We start from the raw sequence: 22,798 nt of genomic DNA, 5'->3' as shown, positions 1-22,798 counted from the left end.
TGACGGAGTGCGTCCGGGGGTGGAATTCATTCTCCCGGCTGCCACTGCGCGCGTATGCGGCTCGCCGAAGTGATAGCGTCCTCGAGCGCCTGCGAATCACCCGACGCCACCAGCGCTTCGAACTGCTTCAGGGCCTCTCGGAAATTCTGCGATTGAAGCAAAACCTGTTCGCGATTCGCGAGAAAGACATCGCGCCAGACCGCCGGATCGCTGGCGGCGATGCGGGTGAAGTCGCGAAATCCGGGCCCGGCGAGTTCAAGAAAGCGGTTGCCGTCGGGGTGTGCCGCCAACGCAGTCGTGAACGCAAAGGCGATCATGTGCGGCAAATGGCTGACCGCGGCAAACGCCGTGTCGTGTGCCTCTGGCGTCATCGTCTCGACTTTTGCGCCGACGCCGGACCATGCCTGGGTCGCCCGCTGCACATTCGAACGCAGCGTTGCCTTGATGGGCGTGAGCACCACCTTGCGTCCTTTGTAGAGGTCGGCATCGGCATGCTCCACGCCGGCGACCTCCTTGCCAGCGATCGGGTGTGCCGGAACAAAGGCGCCAAGCTGATCTTGCAAGCCGCGTCGCGCCGCCTCGATCACGTCACCTTTGGTCGAGCCCACATCCATCACTAGCATCTGATCAGTGATGCCATGGCGGATCGCCTTGAAGGTCTGCTCGGAGGCGCCGACCGGCACTGCGATCAAGACCAGATCGGCGCCCGACACCGCCAGCAACGCCGACGGCGCTGCGACGTCGATCACGCCCATCTGTCGCGCCCGCTCCGTGGTGGAGGGCGACTTGCTGTAGCCCACGACGCGTTTGACGAGCCGCGCGCGCTTTAGGGCGAGCGCAAAAGATCCCCCCATCAACCCGCAGCCAATCAACCCCAATTGCTCGAACATCGTCAGGGCCTCAAGCGGTGACCGGATAGGCGCCGATGACTTTATAGAACGCGCAAAGCTTGCGCAGTTCAGTGAGTGCCGCCGCCACGTTGGGCTGGGACGGGTGCCCATCCAGGTCGATGTAGAAGTAATACTCCCACTGGCCCGTTCGTGCGGGGCGGGATTCGAAGCGCGTCATCGAGACGTTGTTGGCCTTGAGCGGCACCAGCAGGTCGTGGACCGCGCCGGGTCGGTTGGGCACCGAAACGATAAGGCTGGTGCAGTCGCGGCCCGACTGAGGCGGCATCGCCAGCGTTTGCGGCAGGCAGATGACGGCGAAGCGCGTGCGGTTATAGGAGTCGTCCTGAATGGCGTGCGCGACGATGTGCAGGCCGAAGCGCGTCGCTGCGCGTTCGCTCGCCAACCCTGCCCAAGCCGGATTGCTCGCGGCGAGCCGTGCGCCCTCGGCATTGCTGGAGACTGCTCGCCTTTCGGCATTCGGCAAATGCTTGGCGAGCCAAGTCTGGCATTGAGCGAGCGCCTGAGGATGAGCGAGCACCGCTTCGATGCCATCGAGCGAATTGCTGGACCTCAGAAGGTGATGCCGAACAAGCAGGCTGACTTCGCCAACCACGTGAGTGGGGGAGTGCAGAAACAAATCGAGAGAGCGAGTGACGACGCCTTCGGTGGAATTCTCGACACCGACGACACCGTACTGCGCGCTGCCCGCGGCCGTGGCGTGAAAGACTTCGTCGAAGCTCGCGCAATAGATCAGGTCAGCCGCGCCGCCAAAGTACTCGACGGCCGCTTGTTCGCAAAATGTGCCTTCGGGTCCGAGCACCGCCACGCGCTGGGGCGATTCAAGCGCCAGGCACGCCGACATGATTTCGCGCCAGATGGCGGCAACATGCAGGGACTTGAGCGGGCCGCCGTTGCTCTTCTGCATCTTCTCGATCACTTGTGCTACGCGATCGGGGCGGAAAAAGGGCGTGCCCTCGCGTTTCTTGACCTCACCGACCTGTTCCGCGACGTGAGCGCGGCGGTTCAAAAGATCCAGAAGCTGCTGGTCGAGCGAGTCGATCTGCACGCGCAGATCGGACAGGCTGGAGGAAGGGTCGGGTGTCGAGGATGGGGGGGCAGGTACGGTCATCGGTCAGGTGCGGATGCGTCTACGCATGCGACCGCTCGAATTCTCGCATGTAGCCTACGAGAGTCTGCACACCAGACAACGGCATCGCGTTGTAAATGCTGGCTCGCATACCGCCGACAGACTTGTGGCCCTTGAGTTGCAGCAACCCCGCCTCGCGTGCGCCGGCAAGGAATGCCTCGTTGCGGCTTTCGTCCTGAAGGAAGAAGGGCACGTTCATGCGCGAGCGGCAAGATGCATCGACCTTGTTGTCGAAGAACGACGAGGCGTCGATGAAATCGTAGAGCAGGTGCGCCTTTTCGAGGTTGCGCGCTTCCATGGCGGCCACGCCCGAGAGTTGGCCCTCCGTCTGCCGTCGCAGCCACTGGAAGGTCAAACCCGCGATATAGATGCCCCAGGTTGGGGGCGTGTTGTACATCGAGTGGTTGTCGGCGACGGTCTTGTAGTTGAAGGCGCTGGGGCAGACTTCGAGCGCATGCCCGAGGAGATCGTCCCGCACGATCACAATCGTCAGGCCAGCCGGCCCGAGGTTCTTCTGGGCGCCGCCGAAAGCCAGTCCTACACGAGACCAGTCCACCGGTCGAGAGGCCACGTGCGACGAGAAGTCGATGACGAGGGGTGCCTTGCTACCCAATGCCGCGAGATCCGGCAACTCGTGGAACTCGACGCCGTTGATCGTCTCGTTGCTGCAGACGTGGACGTACGAAGCATCTTTTGAGAGCTGCCAAGTCGCTGGGTCGGGAATTCGGGTGAATTGCTCGGCGGCGCTCGTCGCGGCAACATTTGCCTTGCAGTAGCGCAACGCTTCCTTTTGGGATTTGGTGCTCCAACTGCCAGTGATAACGAAATCGGCGCTGGTGCCGCGCGAGAGATTCAGCGGCACGATGGCGTTCTCGCCGAGACCGCCGCCTTGCATGAAGAGAACGTGAAAATGTTCTGGTACCGCAAGCAGAAAGCGCAGGTCGGCTTCGGTTTGTGCACTGATCGCGCCGAACTCCTTGCCGCGATGGCTCATCTCCATCACGCCCATGCCACTGCCTTGCCAGTCGAGCATTTCGGAGGCTGCGCGTTCAAGCACTGCCTCCGGCATCGCTGCCGGACCGGCCGAGAAGTTGTATGGGCGCGGACCTGCGCTCGGCGTCACTTCTTAGCGGGCGCCTTGGCTGGCGCCGCCTTGCCCGCGGGCGCTGCTGCGGCACCGCCGCTCGTCGGTGCGCCCAGGGCCTTTGCGACGTTGCTGTCGAGCGCAACCATCTTTGGCTCGATGCTTGCGCGGGTTTCAGCCACCAGCTTTTCAGTCAGCGCGGTTTGAAGCTTGGGGTTGAGTTCCTGGTATTTCTTGCTCAGCGGCGAGCTGATCCAGGCGAGCAACTGGCGCAATTCATCTTCGCTGAAGTTCTGTTCCATCAACGGGCCCAATGCGCCCGGTGCGAGTTGCAGCGCCTTGTCGCGCACGAGGGGATAGGCGTCGTCGAAGTACTTCTTGAGCTCGGCGTCGGCTGCCTTGGCTGCCGCTTCCCGCTTTTCGGCAGGCACCTGCGTCTGCAGGTATTGCGAGCCGGCCTGTGCAATCGGAGCGCTCGACTGTTCGACCAATCCGCGCGCGAGCGACTCAATCCCAGGCCGTTGCAGATCGATGAACTGCTTGACCAGCGCCGCCTTGTCCTGGGCCATGGCCAGCGAACTGCCGGCGAGCGCGACCGTCAGGAGCGCGAGTTTGATTTTTTTCACTGAGGATTCTCCGTTGAAGATGATGGGGAAGTGTCGTCGGCGCCGGGTTCGTTTTCGACAATCGCGTCATTCTCGACGATGCGCTGAAGTCCGCTGAGCTTCGCACCTTCATCGAGGCCGATCAGCGTGACGCCTTGCGTCGCGCGACCGAGTTCGCGAATCTCGGAAACGCGGGTGCGCACGAGCACACCCTTGTCGGTGATGAGCATGATCTCGTCATCTGCGTGCACGAGAGTCGCGGCCACCACCTTGCCGTTACGTTCACTTTGTTGAATTGCGATCATGCCTTTGGTTCCGCGGCCATGACGCGTGTACTCGGTAATGCTTGTGCGCTTTCCGTAACCGTTTTCGGTGGCCGTAAGGACGCTCTGCTCCTCATCTTCGGCCACCAGCATGGCGATCACGCCCTGTCCGTCTTCCAGGGTCATACCGCGCACGCCTCGTGCGTTGCGGCCCATGGGACGAACGTCGTTCTCATCAAAGCGCACCGCCTTGCCGCCGTCGGAGAAGAGCATCACGTCGTGCGCTCCATCGGTCAGCGCGGCGCCGATCAGGTAGTCGCCCGGGTCGAGATCCACGGCGATGATGCCGGCCTTTCGCGGGTTGCTGAATTCGTCCAGCGTCGTCTTCTTGACGGTGCCCATCGAAGTGGCCATGAACACGTATTGATTGGCCGGGAAGGTTCTCTTCTCGCCGGTCAGCGCCAGGACGACGTTGATTTTTTCGCCTTCCTGCAGCGGGAACATGTTGACGATGGGCCGGCCGCGCGAGCCGCGCGAACCGGCGGGCACTTCCCACACCTTGAGCCAGTACAGCCGTCCGCGATTCGAGAAGCACAGGATGTAGTCGTGCGTGTTCGCGATGAAGAGCTGGTCGATCCAGTCATCCTCTTTGGTTGCCGTGGCTTGCTTGCCGCGTCCGCCGCGCTTCTGTGCACGGTACTCGCCCAGAGGTTGGCTCTTGATGTAGCCGCTGTGCGAAAGCGTCACGACCATATCTGTCGGCGTGATCAGGTCTTCCGTCGAAAGATCGAAGGCACTGTGCTCGACCTGGCTGCGGCGCACGCCCAGCTTGCTTTGCCCGAACTCCTGCTTGATCGTCGTCAGTTCGTCGCCAATGATGACCGACACACGTTCGGGCTTGGCGAGGATGTCGAGCAGATCGTCGATTTCCGCCATGACGTCCTTGTACTCGGCAACGATCTTGTCTTGCTCGAGGCCCGTCAGGCGCTGGAGGCGCATCTGCAGGATTTCCTGCGCCTGGGTGTCTGAAAGCTTGTAGAGGCCTTCGGAGCTCATGCCGAATTCGCGGTCCAGCCCGTCGGGGCGGTAATCGTCGGCATTGATCACGCCGCCGTCAGCGCGGGTGCGAGTGAGCATTTCGCGCACCAGCTTGCTGTCCCAGGCGCGGCTCATGAGTTCGGCCTTGGCGACCGGCGGCGTCGGCGCATTTCGGATGATCGCGATGAACTCGTCGATGTTGGCGAGGGCGACTGCCAAACCTTCGAGCACGTGTCCGCGTTCGCGCGCCTTACGCAGCGTGAAGACCGTTCGACGCGTCACGACTTCGCGCCGATGCTGCAGGAAGACCTCGATCAGGTCCTTGAGGTTGCACAGCTTCGGCTGGCCGTCGACCAGCGCCACCATGTTGATGCCAAAGGTGTCTTGCAGTTGCGTCTGCTTGTAGAGATTGTTCAGAACAACTTCGGGTACTTCGCCGCGCTTGAGCTCGATCACGAGGCGCATGCCCGACTTGTCGGACTCGTCCTGGATGTGGCTGATGCCTTCGATCTTCTTCTCGTGCACCAACTCGGCCATGCGCTCCTGCAGCGTCTTCTTGTTGACCTGGTAGGGAAGCTCGTCGACGATGATGGCCTGGCGCTGGCCGCGATCGATGTCTTCGAAGTGGCACTTCGCCCGCATCACGACCTTGCCGCGACCGGTCCGGTAGCCGTCCTTGATGCCGTTAATGCCGTAGATGATCCCGGCCGTGGGGAAATCAGGCGCCGGGACGATCTCCATGAGGTCGTCGATGCTGGCGTCGGGATGGCGCAGAAGGTGGAGACATGCGTCGACAACCTCGTTCAGGTTGTGAGGCGGAATATTCGTCGCCATACCCACAGCGATACCGCCGGCGCCATTTACGAGCAGATTGGGCAGTTTGCTCGGCAATACCAATGGCTCTTTTTCGGAGCCATCGTAATTCGGCCCGAAATCGACTGTTTCCTTGTCGATATCGGCCAACATTTCGTGCGCAATTTTGGCGAGCCGGATCTCGGTATATCGCATGGCAGCTGCCATATCGCCATCCACCGAGCCGAAATTGCCTTGGCCGTCGACCAGCATGTGGCGCATCGAGAAGTTCTGCGCCATGCGGACGATGGTGTCGTAGACCGACTGGTCGCCGTGCGGGTGGTACTTACCGATGACGTCACCCACGATACGGGCCGACTTCTTGTACGGCCGGTTCCAGTCGTTGTTGAGCTCGTGCATTGCGTACAACACGCGCCGATGCACTGGTTTGAGGCCGTCGCGGGCGTCAGGGAGGGCGCGCCCCACGATAACGCTCATGGCGTAATCAAGATAGCTGCGGCGCATTTCCTCTTCGAGGCTGATGGGGAGTGTTTCTTTGGCGAACGAGGTCATGGGCGGCGGGCTGACGGCAAGGAGGCGAAATTTTACGCTGTGGACGGTGTCGCACCGCCGCAACACAAGGCCGGTATTCCGCCTCCGTCCTACGTTTCCGGGGTGTCCAGCGGCCTGTTTGCGAAAGACCCTATGGCACAATCGCCTCAACGTTTTGGGTGGTGGTCACTTAAAGCGTCCTTGATTCGCAGCGCGGCTGCGGCTTTTTCCCCAAGAGGAGAACCATGAAGAAACTGAATAAAGTGGCGATGATGTTTGCAGTCGCTGCGCTCGCCACTGCCGCCGGCGCGCAGACCCGTGTCACCGCAGCAGACGGCGGCCCAGCCATCGACAACTGGCAAAACGGTACTGGCGAACTCGTCTGGAAGAACGGCACCAATGAATTGTGCTGGCGCGATGCCAACTGGACGCCCGCAACGGCCGCCGCTGGTTGCGACGGTGCTCTGGTTCCTGCCGCTCCTGCTGCAGCAGCACCGGCTCCTGCCCCGGCACCGGTTCCGCCGGCAGTCGCTGCATCGAAGGTTACTTTCGCTGCTGACGCCTTCTTCGACTTCGACAAGTACGTCCTCAAGCCTGAAGGCCGCGCGAAGCTGGACGACCTGGTCTCGAAGATCAGGGACGTGAACCTCGAAGTGATCATCGCCGTCGGTCACACCGACTGGATCGGTACTGTTGCCTACAACCAGAAGCTGTCGGTTCGCCGCGCTGAAGCTGTGAAGGCCTACCTGGTCTCCAAGGGCATCGAAAAGAACCGCGTTTACACCGAAGGCAAGGGCAAGAGCCAGCCGATCGCTGACAACCGCACTGCCGAAGGCCGCGCCAAGAACCGTCGCGTGGAAATCGAAGTGGTCGGTACCCGCCCCAACAAGTGATTCGACTGAATCGCTAATGAAACCCCGCTTCGGCGGGGTTTTTTTATGGCCGCGCGATGCTGTCATTGCCATATAGAGATTCCCATTGATCGAATCCGGATGTGGTCCTTGGCGAATTCGCGGCGACTCATAATCCGAACATGACCGAAAACGTGAATGCCGATCCGGCTGAACTCGCCAAATTTTCTGAACTCGCGCACCGTTGGTGGGACGTCGAAAGCGAATTCCGACCTCTGCACGAAATTAATCCGTTACGGCTCGAGTGGATCGACGGCATAGTGCCGATTGCAGGGCGACGCGTGCTCGACGTCGGTTGCGGCGGCGGGATTCTGGCCGATTCGATGGCATGCAAGGGTGCGGAAGTCCTCGGCATCGATCTGGCCGACAAGGCGCTCAAAGTTGCGCAACTGCACGCACTGGAGGCCGCCACCCGTGGCGTGAGGTACCGCTCGATCAGCGTCGAGGCCCTTGCCGCCGAACAGCCGGAGAGCTTCGACGTCGTCACTTGCATGGAAATGCTGGAGCACGTGCCGGAGCCCGCTTCGGTCGTGAAGGCATGTGCCGATCTGGTGAAGCCCGGAGGCTGGGTCTTCTTTTCCACCATCCATCGAAACCTGAAGTCGTTCCTGCTCGCCATCGTTGGCGCGGAGTACGTCCTGGGCATGCTGCCGCGCGGTACGCACGAGTATCAGAAGCTGATTCGCCCGAGCGAGCTCGCCGCTTACTGCCGGGCCGCCCATCTAGATCTGCGCCGAACATCCGGCCTGGAGCACAACCCGGTCACGCGACGCTATTGGCTGAGCAACGACACCAGCGTGAACTACATGTTCGCTACACAGAAGCCGGGCAGGGCGGAGTGATGGGACGGGAAATCGAAGCTGTCTTGTTCGACCTTGATGGCACGCTGATCGACAGCGCTCCCGATCTCGGCGCCGCTGCCGACCAGATGCGCACGGACCGGGGAATGGCCTCGTTGCCGCTGGAGCGCTACCGGCCGATGGCGGGCGCCGGCGCCAGGGGGATGTTGAGCGTGGCTTTCGGCATCACGACCGATGCGGCTGAATTCCCGCCACTGCGCGAAGAGTTCTTCCTGAACTATGAAGCGCGGATGTTGAAGAACACCCAGGTGTTTGCCGGCGTCGACGAACTCGTCGCCGCGCTTTGTGCGCGAGGGTTGAAATGGGGCGTGGTGACCAACAAATCTGTTCGGTTCACTGAACCGCTGACCCGCGCAATACCGTTGTTCGAATCAGCCCGCGCAATCATCAGTGGCGATACGACCCCGTTTGCCAAGCCCCACCCCGAGCCGTTGTTCGAGGCTGCACGCCGCCTTGGGGTCGCGCCGCAATCATGCGTCTACGTGGGAGACGACGAGCGCGACATCCTCGCGGGCCGCGCGGCCGGCATGCGAACCGTCGCCGCCACCTACGGCTACATGGGTGAACAGGCGGAGGTCGCACGCTGGGACGCCGACGCGGCAATTTCATCGCCCATGGAGCTCTTGCAACTTCTCAAACAGGCCTAAAATTAGCGGCTTGGGGCTGCACTGGTTTCGACGTGGGTTCGGAATCGCAGCGGGGCATGTCGAGCTGAATGCGCTCGTAAAACAGATTCAAACAAACTAACTGCAAACGACGAACGTTTCGCACTCGCCGCTTAATTGCCGGTGAGCTTTGCAACAGCAGGCCGATGGGCTGGGCAAGGGGGTACGGAGCAATCTGTACCTCCCGGCTGCAAAGATAATCTACATCGGCTGGCTCCAATCCGGGTACCTTGGGTCGGAGCGAGAAAATAGGGTGCTGGCGGCCGGTGTAGCGTGCGACTGCGCGACACCGGTGGCGAGACTCAAATCAGATCGCTAAACATGTAGATCTGCGCGAAGAAGGCTTACGGACGGGGGTTCAAATCCCCCCAGCTCCACCAAACAAGACCGGGGCGCCATGCAAAAGATGGCGCCTCAATCGTTGCGGAAGCCCCCGAAGCGGCGAAACTCTCCTCTTCTCAACATCCCACGTAAGCGCATGAGACAACTTCAATGGACTTCGGCGCTTCGCGTCACCGTCGCAGCGCTTGCGCTGGCTGGAGCCGTCCAGCTTCACGCGGCCTCACAGGCGCCGGTGCCGGCGGAAAACGGGATGGTCGTGACTGCGCAGCACCTCGCGACGCAGGTCGGGGTCGATGTGCTCAAGCGCGGGGGCAATGCGATCGATTCGGCGGTTGCGGTGGGCTACGCACTCGCCGTCGTCTATCCGGCCGCGGGCAATCTTGGCGGCGGGGGCTTCATGACGGTGCAACTCGCCGACGGCCGCAAAACTTTCCTCGATTTCCGCGAAAAAGCGCCGCTGGCCGCCACGGCGGATATGTACCTGGACAAGGACGGCAACGTCATCAAGGGGTTGAGCACGACCGGGCACTTGGCCGTGGGTGTGCCAGGCACTGTCTCCGGTCTCGAGTTCGCGCGCGAGAAGTACGGCACCATGAAGCGCGCCGCGCTGATCAGGCCATCCATCGCCATGGCCGAGCGAGGCTTCGTCCTCGAGCAGGGCGACGTCGACATGCTGGCGACAGCCACGGCCGATTTCAAGAAGGATCCGGCCTCTGAAGCGATCTTCCTGAACAAGGGCGAGCCATTCGCAGTCGGCCAGAAGCTGGTGCAGAAGGATCTGGCAAGAACCCTCCGAGCCATAAGCCGCAACGGCGTTGACGGTTTCTACAAGGGCTCGGTCGGAAGCGCGATCGTGGCGTCGAGCCAGACGGGCAAGGGGCTCATCACGCAAGCCGATCTGGACCAGTACAAGACCCGAGAACTGCCGCCGATCGAATGCGACTACCGCGGCTACCACGTGGTTTCTGCGCCGCCGCCCAGTTCGGGAGGGGTGGTGATCTGCGAGATGCTGAACATTCTGGAGGGCTATCCGCTCAAGGATCTGGGCTTTCGTTCCGCACAGGCAGTGCACTACCAGATCGAGGCGATGCGCCACGCCTACGTCGACCGCAACAGCTATCTGGGCGATCCAGATTTCGTGAAGAATCCGCTCGATCGGCTGCTCGACAAGGGCTATGCCGAGAAGATCCGGACCGTGATCGATCCCAAGAAGGCGGGGGTTTCGAAAGACATCAAGCCCGGCGTCGCTCCCCACGAGGGCAGCAACACCACGCACTACTCGATCGTCGACAAGTGGGGCAATGCGGTTTCGGTGACCTATACCCTCAATGACTGGTTCGGGGCCAAGGTCGCAGCCGCCGGCACCGGCGTGCTGCTCAACGATGAAATGGACGATTTCACCTCCAAGGTTGGCGTGCCCAATCTGTATGGATTGGTGCAGGGCGAGGCCAACTCCATTGCTCCGGGCAAGCGTCCATTGAGCTCGATGAGCCCGACCATCATGACCAAGGATGGCAAGCCCGTGTTCGTCGTCGGCACGCCAGGGGGAAGCCGAATCATCACAGTGGTGCTGCACACGATCCTCAATGTGGTCGACTACGGAATGAACGTTCAGGAAGCCGTTGACGCTCCGCGCTTCCATCAGCAATGGCTCCCCGATGTCACCAATGTCGAGACTTTTGCGCTGTCGCCAGACACGCGCAAGATCCTCATCGACATGGGCCATAACTTAGGCGTTCCGCAGCCGGCGAATCACGTGGCTGCAATCATTGTCGGCGCGCCTTCGCTGGGCGGCCAACCCGTCGGCAAGAACCGCTTCTACGGGGCCAACGACCCTCGCCGCAATACCGGCCTGGCACTCGGGTACTGATGCAGATAGAGGAAATTCTCTACACGCAGGGTTTCGGGACGCGGCGGGTGTGCGCCGGGCTGGTTCAACAGGGCTATGTCAGCGTCTCCGGCACGACCGTGACAGATCCCGGCGCGGATTTCGACGCTGAGGATTTGCGCTTCACCGTGCAAGGCGTCGAGTGGCAGTATCACGAGAAGGCCTATCTGATGCTGAACAAGCCGGCCGGCACCGAGTGCTCACAGAAGCCGTCGACCTATCCCAGCATCTATACCTTGTTGCCGTCCCCGCTGCGGCTGCGGCCTAACAAGAATGCGGTTCAGGGGGTGCAGGCGATCGGGCGGCTCGACCAGGACACCACCGGACTGCTGCTCCTGACGGACGACGGCCAGTTCATCCACCGGATGGGCTCACCCAAGCACCACGTGCCGAAGGTCTACGAAGTCACGACCAAGCACCCTGTCGACGACGGGCAGGTGTCGCGGCTGCTCGCGGGGGTCGTCCTCGATGACGATCCGAAGCCGGTACGGGCCGCCGCCTGCGAGGCGGCCGGTCCGTTGCACTTGCGGCTGACGCTGACCGAAGGCAAGTACCACCAGGTCAAACGCATGCTCGCCGCGGTGGGGAACCGTGTCGAGGCTTTGCACCGTTCGCGCATCGGCACAGTGGCGCTTCCGGATGACCTCGCGCCCGGGCACTGGCGGTGGCTTGATGCGGCGCAAGTCGAAGCGTTGCGAAATAAGCAGTGAGGTCAGCCGGGAGAGGGTGTCGATCGTTAAAATCGCACAACCTCTTTCGGACCCTCTCCTTGCGCTACATCCCCTACCTGACAGGCCGCCTTGCGGCCTTTTTGTTTGTTTGCGCCGCGCTCCCGTCGCACGCCGCAGAGCCGTCTCCGATCTTCGTGCTGAATTCGCTCGATGCGACCGTCAGCGTGATTGATCCCGGCACCTGGACCGAACGGGTCCGCATTCCGACGGGCAAGGAGCCGCATCACCTCTACCTCACGCCGGACGAGACCTCGCTCATCGTCGCGAACTCGGCAGGCGATTCGCTCACGTTCCTGAATCCTCGGACCGCCGAAGTGCAGCGTGTGGTCTACGGGATCATTGACCCGTACCAGCTGCGGTTTTCGCCGGACATGAAATGGTTCGTCACCGCGGGCAATCGACTGAATCATGTCGACCTCTATCGCTGGGACGGCAAGGAGCCCAAGCTCGTCAAGCGGATCCCGACGGGCAAGACGCCGAGCCATATCTGGATCGACCCGAAGAGCACGACGGCCTACGTCACGATGCAGGACAGCGACGAGCTGATTGCGATCGACATTGCCAGCCAGACCATCCGCTGGCGCACGCCGACGGGGCCCATGCCAGCGGACATCTTCGGCATCCACGACGGCAAGACGCTGCTGGTCGGCCTGACCGGTGGCGATGGTGTGCAGGTTTTCGATGTAGCCGGACCGCAGCCCAAACTCGTCGGCAAACTGCCGACCGGCAAGGGCGCGCATGCCTTCCGTTCTGCCGGCGATGGACGCAGCGTTTTCGTGAGCAATCGCGTGGCCAACACGATCAGCCGGATCGATATCTCCACGCTCAAGGTCACCGACACCTATCCGGTGCCGGGCGGTCCCGATTGCATGGACGTTTCGGCGGACGGCAAAACCCTCTTCGTGACATCGCGCTGGGCCAAGAAGCTCAGTGTGGTCGATCTCGCCAGCCACTCAGTGGCTCGGCAGGTCAATGTGGGCCGATCGCCGCACGGCGTCTGGACTCTCGCCCATGCCAAGCAATAAGCACACAGCCAACAAGTACGTGGGCGCATCGCTGCTGGCGACGGCGGCCCTTCTTTGCACCAGTGCGATGGCGCAGGGCACCTGCAACAAGCCGGTCTACCTGACTTTCGATACAGGGCACATGGGCATTGCACCCCTCGTGGCCGAGGTTCTCAAGCGGCAGGATGTACGCGTCACCTTCTTCGCTGCGGCGGAGCGGACCCAGACCGATGGCGACAGCCTGGACAACCATTGGGCGCCGTGGTGGAAGGCGAGAGCGGCAGAGGGCCACGAATTCGCCTCCCATACCTACGACCATGCGGTCTGGCGCGGCGACCTCAAGGGCGTCGAGCCACACTTTCGCATCAAGCCGACGGCTGGTGCCTTCGCGGGCCGTGAATTCACGTGGGACGCGAAGCAGTATTGCGCCGACATCGCCAAGTCCAATGAGCGGTTGCAAGACATCACCGGCAAGAAGCCGCTGCCGCTGTTTCGCGCGCCCAGTGGCAAGACCTCTCCGAAGCTGATTGCGGTCGCCAAGGCGTGTGGCTATGCGCACGTCGGCTGGGCGCCGGCGGGTTTCCTGGGAGACGAATTGCCCAGCGAGACCTTCAGCAACGAAAAACTGCTGCAACAGGCCCTCGACCGCATCCAGCCAGGCGACATCCTGCTAGCGCACCTCGGAATCTGGTCGCGCAAGGACCCCTGGGCGCCTGCGGACCTCGAACCGCTCATCGTCGGGCTGAAGGCGAAGGGCTTCTGCTTCGAGACGCTGAGGCAGCATCCTGCGTACCGCGACTGGATCGCGGCGCACCCCTGAACCTTCGGGCGTAATTCCGGGTCGCATGCCGATGGACTGGCTCACCGACATCTTCGCAAACTTGCAGCAATGGCTGTTCGAGACGGCCGTGCAGCCGGTGGTCTACGCCGTGGGCCTTGGCGGTTGGGTCGAAGATGCCTTCGATGCAACCGGCTGGCTTCTGGTCGGGCTGATCCAGATCGCCGTCCTGGTCGCCCTGGTCGGTCCCTTGCAGCGCTGGAGGCCCGTCGAAGCGGTGGTCGATCGGCGTGCCATTCGCACCGATGTTCTCTACACGCTGATTCATAGATTGGGCTTGTTCCGGCTCGCGATGTTCTTCGCCGTCCAGCCGCTTTTCGACGACGTGCTGGGTGCTGCACGTGCAGCCGGTTGGGGCACGATGCATCTCGACGAGCTGTGGCCGGGCGTGACGGACATCCCGTGGGTCGCCTTCGCGATCTACCTGGTCGTGATCGATCTCGTCGAATACCTGATCCACCGCGGACAACATCGGTTCAAGTGGTGGTGGGCTCTTCATTCGCTCCACCATTCGCAGCGCCAGATGACGATGTGGAGCGACAACCGCAACCACTTGCTCGATGACGTGATCCATGACGCGATCATCGTCATCGTCGCGCAGCTGATCGGCGTCGCGCCTGGGCAGTTCATTGCCATCGTGGCGTTCACCCAGTTGAGCGAAAGCCTTCAGCATGCCAATCTGCGCCTGAGTTTCGGCAGGCTCGGCGAGCGGCTCTGGATCAGTCCGCGCTTTCATCGCGTGCATCACAGCATCGGCATCGGACACGAATCACATGGCGCGCGCACGCTCGGCGGGCACAACTTCGGCGTGTTGCTGCCTTGGTGGGATCTGCTTTTCGGCACCGCGAATTTCGAGGAGCGCTACGACCCGACCGGCATCCGCGATCAGGTCGAGCCCGACGCGGAGGGCCGTGTCAGAGATTACGGTCGAGGGTTCTGGGCCCAGCAGTGGCTCGGGCTCAAGCGCCTGGCCGGCCGGAGCTGACCGACCGCCATCAACCGAGCCGCGGCTTCACGCGCCCGCGTTATCCTCGGCACCAATGCGTCTCCTTCTCGATTCGTTCTGGCGGTCCGTCGCCTATTGCATGCACCCGCGGGTGATCGTGCTGTCGTTCCTGCCGCTGGGGCTCATGATCGTGCTGTCGGCGGTGCTCGGCTATTTCTACTGGGACGCCGCCGTCGCCTGGACCCACAGCGCGCTGGACGCCTGGCCGTTGGTATCGGGCTTGTGGAACTGGATCGGGCAATGGTTTTCCAGCAATCCGGCAGCCATATTGGCGCCGCTCGTGGTCGTGCTTGCCGCCACGCCGCTGATCGTGGTGGTGTCGTTGCTTATCGTTGCCGCTTTCATGGCGCCCGCGTTGACCCAGCTGGTGGCAGAGCGGCGCTTTCCGGCGCTCGAAAGGAAGAAGGGCGCATCCTTCCTTGGAAGCGCTGCGCGGTCGATCGGGCTGACCGTCCTGGCGCTGCTTGCGCTCGTCGTCTCGATGCCGCTCTGGCTGATTCCGCCGCTGGTGCTCATCTTGCCGCCGCTCATCTGGGGATGGCTGACCTACCGGGTCATGAGCTTCGACGCGCTGGCCGAGCACGCGACGCCGGCAGAGCGCAATGCACTGTTGAAGGCACACAGAATGCCCTTGCTCGGCATCGGCGTGCTGTGCGGATATCTCGGCGCCGCGCCCAGCATCGTGTGGGCATCCGGCCTGCTGTTCGCCGCAGCCTTCTTCGTGCTCGCGCCGCTGGCAATCTGGATCTACACGCTGGTGTTTGCTTTCTCGGCGCTGTGGTTCGCGCACTACTGTCTCGATGCGCTCGCGCAACTGCGCGCGCAACAAGCGGCGGCTGGTTCGCCGCCGTCGCTCGAAATCGCGGAAGCCAACAAAGCCGCCGCAAGTCAATGGAGTGCACCATGAGCCGCTCATTCGGTCTGATCGTCATCGGCGATGAAATCCTCTCGGGCAAGCGCCTCGACAAGCACATGCCCAAAGTCATCGAACTGCTCGGTGCCCGCGGCTTGTCGCTGGCCTGGGCGGAGTACGTGGGCGACGTTCCGGTCCGCATCACCGCCGCCTTGGCGCGTGCCTTCGACTCGGGCGACATGGTGTTTTCGACCGGCGGCATCGGTGCCACGCCAGACGATCACACGCGCCAATGCGCCGCCGCTGCGCTCGGCGTTCCGTTGGCGCTGCATCCCGAGGCCGAGGTTCTGATCCGCGAACGCATGCAGGACACGGCCCGAGAACAGGGAGTTGCGTATGAGCCCGATCGTGCCGACAACGTGCACCGCCTCAACATGGGTGTGTTCCCGCTGGGCTCGAACATCATCCCCAATCCGTACAACAAGATTCCTGGCTTCAGTGTGGGCGACGTGCACTTCGTGCCGGGCTTTCCCGTGATGGCATGGCCGATGATCGAGTCGGTGCTCGACCAGCGCTATGCGGACATGTTCGCCAGGGGGCGTGCGGTCGAGAAATCCGTGATCGTCTACGGCTCCATGGAAGCAACGCTGACGCCCTTGATGCAGGCGATCGAGCTTGAACATCCGGGCATCAAGGTGTTCAGTCTCCCGAGCGTGGACCACGCAGTGCACGGTCGGCACATCGAACTCGGTGTCAAAGGCGATTCAGGCCACATCGAACCCGCCTATGCTCGCTTGCTGGCAGGCCTGAGCGCCCTTGGTGCACGGCTTGGCCCCGAATTGGTGCGATGAATTTCCGCGCACCAAATTGGTTACAACTTGCCTGATTTTGGGGGCTCGGCCTGGAGCCGAAGCGCCCTGGGTGCCAGTGACAATGGCACAAAAACTGCATTCCGCTTTCCCGTACTTCCAACCACTATCCAAACCAGGAGAACCTGATGGCAAAGACCGTCGCCGATGTACTCAAACTCGTCAAGGAAAACGAGGTCAAGTTCGTCGACTTTCGATTCACCGACACCCGCGGCAAGGAGCAGCACGTTACCGTGCCTGTTTCCGCGTTCAACGAGGACAAGTTCACATCGGGACACGCGTTCGATGGTTCGTCGATTGCTGGTTGGAAGGGCATCGAAGCGTCGGACATGCAGCTCATGCCCGACCCCAACACGGCCAACATCGATCCGTTCTTCGAGGAAACCACGCTGATCCTGACCTGCGACGTGGTCGACCCGGCGGACGGCAAGCCTTACGAGCGCGATCCGCGTTCGCTCGCCAAGCGCGCCGAGGCTTACATGAAGGCATCGGGCTTTGGCGACACCGCCTACTTCGGACCGGAACCTGAATTCTTCGTCTTCGATGGCGTCCGCTGGCAGAACGACATGTCGGGCTGCTCGGTGAAGATCGAATCCGAAGAAGCTGCCTGGAACACCGGCAAGGAATTCGAGCACGGCAACACCGGCCATCGTCCGTCCGTCAAGGGCGGCTATTTCCCGGTTCCTCCGGTCGACAGCTTCCAGGACATGCGCTCTGAAATGTGCCTGGTGCTCGAGTCGCTCGGCATCCCGGTCGAAGTGCATCACCATGAAGTCGCCAACGCCGGCCAGATGGAACTCGGCACCAAGTTCAGCACGTTGATTCAGCGCGCAGACTGGGTCCAGCTGCAGAAGTACGTCATCCACAACGTCGCGCATGCCTACGGCAAGACCGCGACTTTCATGCCCAAGCCGATCGTCGGCGACAACGGCTCGGGCATGCATGTGCACCAGTCGGTCTGGAAGGATGGCAAGAACCTGTTCGCAGGCGACGGCTACGCCGGCCTCAGCGACTTCGCGCTGCACTACATCGGCGGCATCATCAAGCACGCTCGCGCGCTGAACGCCATCACGAACCCAGGCACCAACAGCTACAAGCGCTTGGTTCCCGGCTTCGAAGCCCCCGTGAAGCTGGCCTACTCGGCCAAGAACCGCTCGGCGTCGATCCGCATCCCGTTCGTGGCGAATCCGAAGGGCCGTCGCGTCGAAGCGCGCTTCCCGGATCCGCTCATGAACCCGTACCTCGGCTTCGCCGCTCTGCTGATGGCCGGTCTGGACGGCGTGGAAAACAAGATCCATCCGGGCGAAGCCGCCAGCAAGGATCTCTACCATCTGCCGCCGGAAGAAGACGCGCTGATCCCGACCGTGTGCCACAGCCTCGACCAGGCGCTCGACTATCTGGACAAGGATCGCGCCTTCCTGACCAAGGGCGGCGTGTTCACCGACACCTACATCGATGCGTACATCGACCTCAAGATGCAGGAAGTCACGCGCTTCCGCATGGCGACCCACCCGGTCGAGTTCGACATGTACTATTCGCTCTGATCCTCGACCGGGTCAGCGTTAAAAAGGACGGCTTCTGCCGTCCTTTTTCTTTTGGCCTGGGTAGGAACACCAGCACGGCGCCACTGTCGAATTGCACGAAAATGCCCGTTCGATGCGCACTACATCCATGACCATGAAGACTCCTTCCGCACTCCTGCTGGCTGCATTCGCGCTGGCGGGCCTGAACATGCAAGCCCAGGCTCAGGAGCGCGTCTGGYGCTGCGGAAACGAATACACCAACAACGCCACTGTTGCCCAGCAGCGCGGCTGCAAGGTGATGGAAGGCGGCAACGTCACCATCGTGCAGGGCACGCGGCCGATCGCTTCGGCCACGCCTTCCAGCGCCGCTGCACGGTCGCCTGCGGGCAGTCCGCGCGTCGAGGGTGCCGACCAGCGCGCACGGGACGGCGAGGCGCGCTCGGTGCTTGAATCCGAGCTCAAGAAGGCGCAGGAGCGGCAGGCGCAGCTCCTCAAGGAATACAACAATGGCGAACCCGAAAAGCAGGGCAGCGAATCGCGCAATTACCAGAAGTACCTGGACCGAGTCGCTGAAATGAAGGCCGAGCTCGCGCGCAACGAGAGCGACATCGCCGGCATCCAGCGCGAGATTGATCGAATCAAGTAACCCCCCAGGCTGCGCGCACTTCGTGTCGCTCCGCCAACCCCCGCTGGGGGCAACGCCTACGGCCCGGCTGAGCCGGTTCCGTGGCGTTTCTTGAAGGGACATTTTCCGTGGCATTTGGTAAGACGGGGGGGGCTGCCAAGCGCTTCCAGGCTTTCGATCTTCTTTCTACGCTCATTGCGGTGGTTCGCATCGACGGGTCGGTGCTTTTTGCCAATTCGGGCCTGGAGGACGCGCTGGGCACTTCGCGGCGCACGCTCGAAGGATCGCAGTTTGGCGCCTGCTTTCATGAGCCGCAGGTCCTGCGAACGGCGATCGACGGCGCGCGCAGCAATGACTTCGCCACCTTGCGGTATGAGGCTCTGTTGCGGCGGGTCAATCATGAATTGATGCCGGTGCAGGTCACTCTTGCGCAGAGCGACAAGGCGGGCGAATTGATCATCGAGATGTCGCCGCTCGAACAACAGGTGCGCCAGGATCGCGAAGAGCGTCTGCTCGACCAGGCTCAAGCCAACAAGGAACTGATCCGGAACCTCGCGCACGAGATCAAGAACCCGCTTGGCGGCATCCGGGGCGCGGCGCAATTGCTGCAGATGGAGGTCGAATCGCGCGACCTGATCGAATACACGCAGGTCATCATCCATGAAGCCGACCGACTGCAGACGCTGGTCGACCGCCTGCTGGCGCCTCATCGACGGCCGCACGTGGTGGGCGACGTCAACATCCACGAGGTGTGTGAGCGCGTCCGGTCAGTGATTCTTGCGGAGTTTCCACGTGACCTGCACATCGAACGTGACTTCGACGTGTCGATCCCTGAATTTCGCGGCGATCGCGAGCAGTTGATCCAGGCCACGCTCAACATCGTTCATAACGCTGCGCAGGCCTTGGCTGAACGACGCGCGGCCGGTGATGCGCAGATCACTTTCAAGACCCGCATCGCGCGTCAGGTCATCTTCAACAAGCAGTGGTATCGACTGGCACTGGAATTGCATGTCATTGACAATGGACCGGGCGTGCCGGACGCGATCAAGGACCGCATCTTCTATCCGCTGGTGTCGGGCAGGGAAGGCGGGACGGGCTTGGGATTGACGCTTGCACAGACCTTTGTGCAGCAGCATCACGGCGTGATCGAGTGCGACAGTGTTCCGGGCCGGACCGATTTCAAGATACTGATACCGCTGCCCTAGCAGCCACGCAACAAGGAGCTGCATGAAGCCGATCTGGATAGTGGATGACGACCAATCAATCCGCTTCGTGCTGGAAAAAGCGCTGCTGCGCGAAGACCTGCCGACCCGTAGCTTCACCAACACGCGCGAGGTCATCGCCGCACTCGAAGCGGCAGCCGACGACGAGATGCAGGGCCCGCAGGTCCTGGTGAGCGACATCCGCATGCCCGGAGGCTCGGGACTCGATCTTCTCGACAAGATCAAGGCCAAGCACCCCGGCCTTCCGGTCATCATCATGACCGCGTTCTCCGATCTCGACAGTGCGGTGTCGGCCTTTCAGGGCGGCGCGTTCGAATACTTGCCGAAGCCTTTCGATCTTCCGCGCGCCGTCGAATTGATTCGCCGCGCCGTGGACGAAAGCCAGCGCGAGGAAGTGGCCGAAGAGCGCATGGCGGCCGCGCCGGAAATGCTCGGGCAGGCGCCTGCCATGCAGGACGTCTTCCGTGCCATCGGAAGGCTGTCCCAGAGCAACGTGACGGTACTGATCACCGGCGAGTCGGGCTCCGGCAAGGAACTCGTCGCGCGGGCGCTGCACAAGCATTCGCCGCGTGCCAACGGGCCGTTCGTTGCGATCAACACGGCGGCGATCCCGAAGGACCTTCTGGAGAGCGAGCTCTTCGGCCACGAGCGCGGCGCCTTCACCGGCGCGCAGACGATGCGGCGCGGCCGCTTCGAACAGGCCGAAGGCGGAACGCTGTTCCTCGACGAGATCGGCGACATGCCCTTCGATCTGCAGACGCGCTTGCTGCGCGTGTTGAGCGATGGACACTTCTATCGCGTCGGTGGGCACAACTCGGTCAAGGCCAACGTGCGCGTGATCGCAGCGACGCACCAGGACCTTGAGCAGCGCGTGAAGCAGGGCGGCTTTCGCGAAGACTTGTTCCATCGACTCAACGTGATCCGTCTGCGGCTGCCTGCATTGCGCGAACGCGGCGAGGACGTGCCGGCGCTCACGCGTCACTTCCTGCAACAGAGCGCGAAGCAACTGGGCGTGGAGCCCAAGCGCATTTCCGATGCGGCGCTTGCCCGTTTGGCGGCTTTCAATTTTCCGGGCAACGTTCGGCAGCTCGAGAACATCTGCCATTGGTTGACGGTGATGGCACCGGCGCAATTGATCGAGGCCAAGGATTTGCCGCCTGAAGTGATGGCCGTTACTGGCAATGAAGCGCCTGCCGGTGTTGCAGCGCCCGCTCTGTCGCTGCCTGCGCATGCATCGCTGCCGCTCTCGACTGCCGAGCACGAGATGCCAACGATTTCGCCGGGAGTGCCGACGGCAGCAGCGCCCGCGCCTTATGCGGGTGCGGCCGCTGCTTCATGGGAAAGCGGGCTGGAAGCGGAAGCGCAGAGCATGTTGGCTGCCGGTCGCACGGATGTGTGGGATGCGCTGACACGTCGCTTCGAATCCCGCCTGATCCTGACTGCGCTCGCCAGCACCAGGGGGCGCCGTATCGAAGCCGCGCAAAAGCTCGGCATCGGCCGCAACACCATCACCCGCAAGATCCAGGAACTGGGCCTGGAGTAATTCGCCGGACAGGGGGGGCGCGTTCAGCGGCTGCGCTGGCCCAGCGTCAGCGTGTCGAGCTGAAATTGCCCGCTCCGGTCCCAGAGCCAAGTCTCGACGTAGGTGTGAGCGCCGAGCTTGCCGGGGCTTGGCAGAGGTGACGCTCCCTTGATCAGCTCGGCGATCATCGGCGCGACCTCTGGCGCATGGCTGGGCGTTCGGCTGAAGTACACCCCAGTGACGCGGCCCGTCGCGTCGATGTCCGTTTCCGTCACGACCACCGCATAGACCAACGGCGGAATCTTGCCCTTGTAGATGCGCTTCGGATAGGCCTTGTAGATGTGGGATGCACCGATCCTGCGGTAGGCCCGCACCGCTGGCGTTTGCGCGGTGATCAAGCGCACATTGGCCACTTGGTCCGACGGCCCTGCCTGAGTAGCTTGAGCCGGCGTCGTCGTCCCTTCGCTCTTCTTGTCGGCGTTCAACGCCGAACAGCCGGCGAGGCCGATCACGCCGGCACACGCAGTCAGGGCAAGGGCGAGTCTCATGCGTCGAGTTCGAGAGTCACCGGCGCGTGGTCGCTGGGCTTTTCCCATTTGCGCGGCGCCCGATCGATCACGCAGCCCTTGACGCGCGGAACCAGCGCATTGCTGACCAGGATGTGATCGATCCGGAGCCCGCGGTTCTTCTGATAGCCCAGCATGCGGTAGTCCCACCACGTATAGCTCTTCTCGGGTTGTTCAAAGAGGCGAAAGCTGTCGGTCATGCCAAGCTTCAGCAAGTCATTGAAGTGATTGCGTTCGTCCGTCGTGTGATGGATCGTTTCGGCGAGCCCGACCGGGTCGAAGCTGTCGCGATCTTCCGGCGCGATGTTGAAGTCGCCCAGCAGCACGAGATTCGGATGCGCGACGAGTTCAGCGCGCAGCCAGTCGCGCAAAGCTTCCAGCCACTTCATCTTGTAGGCGAACTTGTCAGTCCCAGGCGCTTGCCCGTTGACGAAGTAGCCGTTGACGATGCGCAGTTCGCCCGATGGTGTATCGATGGTGGTGCTGATCACCCGCGAGTGTTCGTCCGTGAAGCCGTCGATGTTCTTCACCACATCCCGAACCGGCGCGAGGCTCAGCACGGCGACGCCGTTATAGGTCTTTTGCCCGAACACCGCAGCGTGGTAACCGGCCGATTTCAGGATGTCCAAAGGAAACTTGTCGTCGCTCATCTTGAGCTCTTGCAGGCAAAGCACGTCGACCGGGTTGGCGATGAGCCAGTCAAGGACATGCTGAAGGCGCGCGGTGAGGGAATTGACGTTCCAGGTGGCTATGCGCAAGGTTTTCTCCAAAGCTTTCCAGTGAAGTCTAGCTTCGCCCGGCGGTCGGAAGGCGGGGCAGAAGCACGCATTGCACGCATGATGTACGACAACTCCTACACCAGAGATCGACGCATGCTTTCTATTTAGGGAGCTTCCCTCCGTTGACCCGTTCTGCAGCGCCTCAACATAATCGCAGGCCACCCACTCATACGATGACTGATAACGTAAGTGTGCGTCGGCTCCGATTTATCACAAAGGCCA

Annotated in this window: 21 protein-coding genes and 1 other RNA gene; 15 read left to right on the top strand and 7 right to left on the bottom strand. The window is 62.2% G+C overall.

Features of this window, described 5'->3' with window-relative positions:
• Positions 1 to 26: 26 nt before the first annotated feature.
• Genes AC1DMA_RS18165 through gyrA form a run of 5 tightly spaced genes read right to left on the bottom strand, consistent with a single transcriptional unit; the run spans position 27 to position 6,392 of the window.
• A complete protein-coding gene (locus tag AC1DMA_RS18165; protein WP_478125769.1) occupies positions 27 to 890 on the bottom strand; it encodes a prephenate dehydrogenase in 864 nt (287 codons plus the stop codon).
• A gap of 10 nt (positions 891 to 900) precedes the next feature.
• On the bottom strand, positions 901 to 2,019 hold the full coding sequence (pheA, locus tag AC1DMA_RS18160; protein WP_478125770.1) for a prephenate dehydratase: 1,119 nt from the start codon (positions 2,017 to 2,019) through the stop codon (positions 901 to 903).
• Between the two features lie 19 nt (positions 2,020 to 2,038).
• Complete coding sequence (gene serC, locus AC1DMA_RS18155; protein ID WP_478145090.1) at positions 2,039 to 3,160, bottom strand: 3-phosphoserine/phosphohydroxythreonine transaminase; 1,122 nt, start codon at positions 3,158 to 3,160, stop codon at positions 2,039 to 2,041.
• Positions 3,157 to 3,747 carry a DUF2059 domain-containing protein gene (locus AC1DMA_RS18150; RefSeq protein ID WP_478125772.1) on the bottom strand — a complete coding sequence of 197 codons (591 nt, stop codon included), beginning with the start codon at positions 3,745 to 3,747 and terminating at the stop codon, positions 3,157 to 3,159. The genes serC and AC1DMA_RS18150 overlap by 4 nt, the downstream gene beginning before the upstream one ends.
• Positions 3,744 to 6,392, bottom strand: coding sequence for a DNA gyrase subunit A (gene gyrA / locus AC1DMA_RS18145; protein WP_478145089.1), 2,649 nt, complete (start codon positions 6,390 to 6,392; stop codon positions 3,744 to 3,746). The genes AC1DMA_RS18150 and gyrA overlap by 4 nt, the downstream gene beginning before the upstream one ends.
• 224 nt (positions 6,393 to 6,616) lie before the next feature.
• On the opposite strand from gyrA, the gene ompA reads away from it, so the two are divergent.
• The 15 genes from ompA to ntrC all read left to right on the top strand — a co-directional run bounded on the left by ompA (position 6,617) and on the right by ntrC (position 21,252).
• Positions 6,617 to 7,264, top strand: a complete 648-nt coding sequence (gene ompA / locus AC1DMA_RS18140; protein ID WP_478125774.1) for an outer membrane protein OmpA — start codon at positions 6,617 to 6,619, stop codon at positions 7,262 to 7,264.
• Between the two features lie 140 nt (positions 7,265 to 7,404).
• Positions 7,405 to 8,124, top strand: a complete 720-nt coding sequence (ubiG, locus tag AC1DMA_RS18135) for a bifunctional 2-polyprenyl-6-hydroxyphenol methylase/3-demethylubiquinol 3-O-methyltransferase UbiG (protein ID WP_478145088.1) — start codon at positions 7,405 to 7,407, stop codon at positions 8,122 to 8,124.
• The gene (gene gph / locus AC1DMA_RS18130) at positions 8,124 to 8,789 is read left to right on the top strand and encodes a phosphoglycolate phosphatase (RefSeq protein WP_478125776.1); all 666 of its coding nucleotides are present in this window, start codon (positions 8,124 to 8,126) and stop codon (positions 8,787 to 8,789) included. The genes ubiG and gph overlap by 1 nt, the downstream gene beginning before the upstream one ends.
• Before the next feature lie 12 nt (positions 8,790 to 8,801).
• Positions 8,802 to 9,187: a transfer-messenger RNA gene (gene ssrA, locus AC1DMA_RS18125) on the top strand.
• A 98-nt stretch (positions 9,188 to 9,285) separates the two neighbouring features.
• Positions 9,286 to 11,019: a gamma-glutamyltransferase gene (gene ggt / locus AC1DMA_RS18120; RefSeq protein WP_478125777.1), complete on the top strand. Its 1,734-nt coding sequence runs from the start codon at positions 9,286 to 9,288 to the stop codon at positions 11,017 to 11,019.
• Positions 11,019 to 11,747: a pseudouridine synthase gene (locus AC1DMA_RS18115; RefSeq protein WP_478145087.1), complete on the top strand. Its 729-nt coding sequence runs from the start codon at positions 11,019 to 11,021 to the stop codon at positions 11,745 to 11,747. Before ggt ends, AC1DMA_RS18115 begins: the two co-directional genes overlap by 1 nt.
• 59 nt (positions 11,748 to 11,806) lie before the next feature.
• On the top strand, positions 11,807 to 12,793 hold the full coding sequence (locus AC1DMA_RS18110; protein WP_478145086.1) for a YVTN family beta-propeller repeat protein: 987 nt from the start codon (positions 11,807 to 11,809) through the stop codon (positions 12,791 to 12,793).
• Positions 12,780 to 13,592: a polysaccharide deacetylase family protein gene (locus tag AC1DMA_RS18105; RefSeq protein WP_478145085.1), complete on the top strand. Its 813-nt coding sequence runs from the start codon at positions 12,780 to 12,782 to the stop codon at positions 13,590 to 13,592. The genes AC1DMA_RS18110 and AC1DMA_RS18105 overlap by 14 nt, the downstream gene beginning before the upstream one ends.
• A gap of 31 nt (positions 13,593 to 13,623) precedes the next feature.
• Positions 13,624 to 14,595, top strand: coding sequence for a sterol desaturase family protein (locus AC1DMA_RS18100; protein WP_478125780.1), 972 nt, complete (start codon positions 13,624 to 13,626; stop codon positions 14,593 to 14,595).
• Positions 14,596 to 14,650: 55 nt separating this feature from the next.
• Positions 14,651 to 15,523, top strand: coding sequence for an EI24 domain-containing protein (locus tag AC1DMA_RS18095; RefSeq protein WP_478145084.1), 873 nt, complete (start codon positions 14,651 to 14,653; stop codon positions 15,521 to 15,523).
• The gene (locus tag AC1DMA_RS18090) at positions 15,520 to 16,320 is read left to right on the top strand and encodes a competence/damage-inducible protein A (protein WP_478145083.1); all 801 of its coding nucleotides are present in this window, start codon (positions 15,520 to 15,522) and stop codon (positions 16,318 to 16,320) included. The genes AC1DMA_RS18095 and AC1DMA_RS18090 overlap by 4 nt, the downstream gene beginning before the upstream one ends.
• Positions 16,321 to 16,466: 146 nt before the next feature.
• Positions 16,467 to 17,882 (top strand): type I glutamate--ammonia ligase, encoded by a 1,416-nt coding sequence (gene glnA, locus AC1DMA_RS18085; RefSeq protein ID WP_478145082.1) that lies wholly within the window; start codon positions 16,467 to 16,469, stop codon positions 17,880 to 17,882.
• A gap of 133 nt (positions 17,883 to 18,015) precedes the next feature.
• Positions 18,016 to 18,507 carry a hypothetical protein gene (locus AC1DMA_RS18080; RefSeq protein WP_478145081.1) on the top strand — a complete coding sequence of 164 codons (492 nt, stop codon included), beginning with the start codon at positions 18,016 to 18,018 and terminating at the stop codon, positions 18,505 to 18,507.
• Positions 18,508 to 18,614: 107 nt separating this feature from the next.
• A complete protein-coding gene (gene glnL, locus AC1DMA_RS18075) occupies positions 18,615 to 19,691 on the top strand; it encodes a nitrogen regulation protein NR(II) (RefSeq protein ID WP_478145080.1) in 1,077 nt (358 codons plus the stop codon).
• Positions 19,692 to 19,713: 22 nt separating this feature from the next.
• On the top strand, positions 19,714 to 21,252 hold the full coding sequence (gene ntrC / locus AC1DMA_RS18070) for a nitrogen regulation protein NR(I) (protein ID WP_478145079.1): 1,539 nt from the start codon (positions 19,714 to 19,716) through the stop codon (positions 21,250 to 21,252).
• Between the two features lie 23 nt (positions 21,253 to 21,275).
• Here ntrC and AC1DMA_RS18065 read toward each other — a convergent pair whose 3' ends face one another.
• Positions 21,276 to 21,779: a hypothetical protein gene (locus AC1DMA_RS18065; RefSeq protein WP_478125787.1), complete on the bottom strand. Its 504-nt coding sequence runs from the start codon at positions 21,777 to 21,779 to the stop codon at positions 21,276 to 21,278.
• Positions 21,776 to 22,555, bottom strand: coding sequence for an exodeoxyribonuclease III (gene xth, locus AC1DMA_RS18060; protein ID WP_478145078.1), 780 nt, complete (start codon positions 22,553 to 22,555; stop codon positions 21,776 to 21,778). The genes AC1DMA_RS18065 and xth overlap by 4 nt, the downstream gene beginning before the upstream one ends.
• Positions 22,556 to 22,798 lie beyond the last annotated feature (243 nt).

This window comes from Variovorax sp. 05N34, assembly GCF_056397405.1.
The sequence above is the reverse complement of the archived record's forward strand: the minus strand, read 5'-3'. Positions and strand labels throughout refer to the sequence as shown.

Bases quoted from the DNA above. Each gene is read 5' to 3' on its own strand.
- AC1DMA_RS18165 (WP_478125769.1), bottom strand. From the start codon at position 890: ATGTTCGAGCAATTGGGGTTGATTGGCTGCGGGTTGATGGGGGGATCT.
- pheA (WP_478125770.1), bottom strand. From the start codon at position 2,019: ATGACCGTACCTGCCCCCCCATCCTCGACACCCGACCCTTCCTCCAGC.
- gyrA (WP_478145089.1), bottom strand. From the start codon at position 6,392: ATGACCTCGTTCGCCAAAGAAACACTCCCCATCAGCCTCGAAGAGGAA.
- ompA (WP_478125774.1), top strand. From the start codon at position 6,617: ATGAAGAAACTGAATAAAGTGGCGATGATGTTTGCAGTCGCTGCGCTC.
- ubiG (WP_478145088.1), top strand. From the start codon at position 7,405: ATGACCGAAAACGTGAATGCCGATCCGGCTGAACTCGCCAAATTTTCT.
- gph (WP_478125776.1), top strand. From the start codon at position 8,124: ATGGGACGGGAAATCGAAGCTGTCTTGTTCGACCTTGATGGCACGCTG.
- ggt (WP_478125777.1), top strand. From the start codon at position 9,286: ATGAGACAACTTCAATGGACTTCGGCGCTTCGCGTCACCGTCGCAGCG.
- AC1DMA_RS18115 (WP_478145087.1), top strand. From the start codon at position 11,019: ATGCAGATAGAGGAAATTCTCTACACGCAGGGTTTCGGGACGCGGCGG.
- AC1DMA_RS18105 (WP_478145085.1), top strand. From the start codon at position 12,780: ATGCCAAGCAATAAGCACACAGCCAACAAGTACGTGGGCGCATCGCTG.
- AC1DMA_RS18100 (WP_478125780.1), top strand. From the start codon at position 13,624: ATGGACTGGCTCACCGACATCTTCGCAAACTTGCAGCAATGGCTGTTC.
- AC1DMA_RS18095 (WP_478145084.1), top strand. From the start codon at position 14,651: ATGCGTCTCCTTCTCGATTCGTTCTGGCGGTCCGTCGCCTATTGCATG.
- AC1DMA_RS18090 (WP_478145083.1), top strand. From the start codon at position 15,520: ATGAGCCGCTCATTCGGTCTGATCGTCATCGGCGATGAAATCCTCTCG.
- glnA (WP_478145082.1), top strand. From the start codon at position 16,467: ATGGCAAAGACCGTCGCCGATGTACTCAAACTCGTCAAGGAAAACGAG.
- ntrC (WP_478145079.1), top strand. From the start codon at position 19,714: ATGAAGCCGATCTGGATAGTGGATGACGACCAATCAATCCGCTTCGTG.
- AC1DMA_RS18065 (WP_478125787.1), bottom strand. From the start codon at position 21,779: ATGAGACTCGCCCTTGCCCTGACTGCGTGTGCCGGCGTGATCGGCCTC.